The sequence below is a fragment of the Candidatus Erwinia dacicola genome (assembly GCF_001756855.1).
GTDB lineage: Bacteria > Pseudomonadota > Gammaproteobacteria > Enterobacterales > Enterobacteriaceae > Erwinia > Erwinia dacicola.
Window position 1 is genome coordinate 1 of sequence record NZ_MAYS01000081.1, and the last position, 3,118, is coordinate 3,118.

Sequence of the window (3,118 nt, forward strand, 5' to 3'; positions counted from 1 at the left end):
CTTTGTTGCGTTTCGAGTGAAAATGGGGCTATTAATCTGGAAAGCGCCAAAATCATAGGTGCCGTTTTTGTTCCTGTTCTTCATGCCGGGCATCCCTCCCTCAGTCAGCCAGAGACTGATCAGCCCTCGTAAGGGGATTTAATAACGGGCTGCGGCCTGCTGCATACAGACCGGAATTTCGATAGCTGGCGGGGTATCTGCGATCATTTAGTGCGTCCTCTTGTTACCCTATAAATATTGCACTCAACAACAATTCTTGATATCAAAAATACCAACAATTTAACAAAATATCAACGGAGTTTTGATATGGATAAATACCATTAATTTGCGCGAATTGCAGTAAAAGCAAAGTATGATGAATGCTATCTAACTGCGTTGCAATTCTGGAAAAAATCCATAAAAACAAAGGAAAGGTATTTACATCGGGAATGGGTAAAAAAAGTATTGAAATGTGTAAAAATAAAATCGAAATAAAACAGAAAAGTGGCTACCAGTTTTACGCTAAATGAATTTTCCCCCATTGTTGTGGATAACGGCGACTGTTTGCAGGGGATAACCTTCGGCAAGCAGCGAAGTGGCTACAAAATCCATGCATGGTTAAAAAATAACCTTTCCTTCCCTCTCCGGCGAGATCACGCCCGTAGCTCGCTGACGCTCACACGCGCAGTACAGCGCCCCGCCCGACTTGCAGCCGGGCGGGGCGCTGTACTGCGGCATTCTGCGGCGCAAATCGGCGGTGGTGTCGTCTGGTAGCCCTTTCAGGATTTGCAGTGACGGGAAATGTTCACGCCTGACGGCGTTCCGCTTGTTTTCGTCCTCGCTGCGCTGCGGAGCTTCCGTCGCTCCGCTCCTTCCATGCCCTGACGGGCATCTAAAATTATGATAAAAATCACAAAACTAGCTATTTCCCATAAAAAAGGCATTGCAAATGCGGCACTAGTGTCGTATTATTATTTCATCGAAGGGGATAGCCCCCAATCAAAAAAGCCCATACGGGCAGGAGCTAAAAATGAATATCCAGCAAGCACTTAATATCTTTGGCCTTTCCGGTGAACTCACCGAGCAGGACATCAAAAAAGTTTACAAACAGGCGGCGCTTAAATTCCACCCAGATCGTAATCCTGTTGGCGCGGAAATGATGAAAGCAGTTAACGCTGCATTTGATTTTCTGATGCAAAACATCGACCGCATCAATGACAGCCAGAGCAGCGACGACAACGCCCGCTACAACTTCGGGGAAGAACTGGAAAGCGTCCTCAGTACCTTGCAGGGCAAGGCTGGCGTGATTTTTGAGGTGGCAGGTAATTAGATCTGGATCAGCGGCGACACGAAAGCGCACAAAGACGCGATCAAGGCTTTGGGCTGCAAGTGGGCAAGCAAAAAAAAAGATGTGGTTCTATCGTCCCGAAGAATACAAAGCCAGCCGGAACCGCAAGGAGCACAGTATCGACGAAATCCGCGAAATGTACGGCACGACAGGCCAGCGGAGCGCGACCGGATTTAAACGGGTAGAAACCAGAGCATAACGGGAACGGGGGCAAAAGCCCCCGATTGAAATTGCCAGCCCTGTTTTCGGGCATCGAACCCGAAAACAGGGTAAAAACCGCCACGCTGCATTGGCTGGCTTCGCCAGCGCAGCAACAGAAGGAAAAAATGCAAAATTTTTTCGACAAATGGCAACCCGTTTTTGAAGTCGTCGTCCGACTGCTGGGGAACGGCTGGCGCGGGAACCTGCTGGATGACTGCCCGTATCGCATTAAACTCACCACGCCGGAACTGAAACGCTACGCCATCACGATCAGGGAAGAAAAAGGCCGGCTGGCCGTTTACGGTTTTGCTGAATCCCGGCAGTGGCGCAGGAATGGGGCACGATGTACCGTGTCACCGTCGCGGGGAGCAACGGGCATTGCCGACGATATATGCCGTAAAATCCTGATACAGGCGCGGGAGGATGTGGAAAAAGCACAGGAGGCAGAACAGGCGCAACGAGACCGCGCAGGAGCAGGAAAAATCATCAAAGGCATGTTATCTCAGCTTGTGAAACTGGATAACTGGCACGATGTGCTGACGGGCTTTCAAGCGGAAAACGGCCTCAGCGGAAAAATTACTGACCATTACAACGGGTACGGTTTGTTTGTACAGGGGCTAAATGTGGAACAACTCATTAAATTAACAGGGGTACTTAAAATATATGAATATAAAAGAAATAAGGAAAAATAAAGGTGATTGTACATTTTATTTAACGAAAGATGGAATTATATATAGGTTAATAAAAAAAAGAAAGGCATACGCAAAACCTATTCTAAAAGATGGTAATAAAACAACTAAAATAACAGCGTGTGATATTCTGTTCTCATTGGATTCATTTGATGATATTAATTTCAATGGCAAAGGATTAAGAGCTGGTGATAAAGAGATTATAGTATCTATGATAAAAGAATATGAAGGAGAAGGTAGTGAAAATAAATAATACGCCAGAGAACGTAAAGGCTATCAGGAAAAAATTAAGTTTAACACAAACGCAATGTGCAAAATTGTTTGGTGTTAGCTTGCGGTCATGGCAGAGAAGGGAGGCAGAAGGAACGATAAAAGACATAAAAACATCAAAAATTGAATTTGAGTATCTTTTACTACTGGCTGGTGAACATCCAGATTATTTAATTAATAAAAGGAGTGGTTCATCTAATTACCCAATGGTGAAAACGATCAAATTACCAGACGAACGTTTTATATATCATGATAGTGATTATGATGATGGATATGTAAGAGGATGGAATGCATACAGATTAGAATCTATTCAAGCGATTCATACCGCAGGAGCTAAAGTTGAAGGGGTAGAAGAGGATGACCTTATGTAATTGGGATGTAGCGCCCGTAACTCGCGTTGCTCGAACTCGCAGTACAGCGCCCCGCCCGACTTGCAGCCGGGCGGCGTACCGTTCGCAGGCTCACGCGCCAACTGCGGCATTCTGCGGCGCAAATCGGCGGTGGTGTCGTCTGGTAGCCCTTTCAGGCTTTGCAGTGACGGGGAATGTTCATGGTTAGGAATCTGAATCGCTTCTTTCCGGATCACCTGACCATGGAAGGCGACACGACCCATACCTGTTACGGCGCGGAT

At 46.4% G+C, this 3,118-nt stretch carries 3 protein-coding genes and 2 pseudogenes; 4 read left to right on the forward strand and 1 reads right to left on the reverse strand.

Annotated features, from left to right (window positions below; genetic code table 11):
- The first annotated feature begins 1,009 nt into the window (after positions 1–1,009).
- The 4 genes and pseudogenes from BBW68_RS02240 to BBW68_RS15485 form a co-directional block, all read left to right on the forward strand.
- Positions 1,010–1,526, forward strand: a pseudogene (locus tag BBW68_RS02240) (J domain-containing protein).
- A 127-nt stretch (positions 1,527–1,653) separates the two neighbouring features.
- Complete coding sequence (locus BBW68_RS02245; RefSeq protein ID WP_070133829.1) at positions 1,654–2,220, forward strand: hypothetical protein; 567 nt, start codon at positions 1,654–1,656, stop codon at positions 2,218–2,220.
- The gene (locus tag BBW68_RS18220) at positions 2,192–2,470 is read left to right on the forward strand and encodes a hypothetical protein (RefSeq protein WP_148127506.1); all 279 of its coding nucleotides are present in this window, start codon (positions 2,192–2,194) and stop codon (positions 2,468–2,470) included. Before BBW68_RS02245 ends, BBW68_RS18220 begins: the two co-directional genes overlap by 29 nt.
- Positions 2,457–2,672: pseudogene (locus tag BBW68_RS15485) on the forward strand (helix-turn-helix domain-containing protein); the annotation flags it as partial. The gene BBW68_RS18220 and the pseudogene BBW68_RS15485, both read left to right, overlap by 14 nt.
- 134 nt (positions 2,673–2,806) lie before the next feature.
- Here BBW68_RS15485 and BBW68_RS19040 read toward each other — a convergent pair.
- The coding region (locus tag BBW68_RS19040; protein WP_222563056.1) for a hypothetical protein at positions 2,807–3,118 on the reverse strand (312 nt) is incomplete at its 5' end.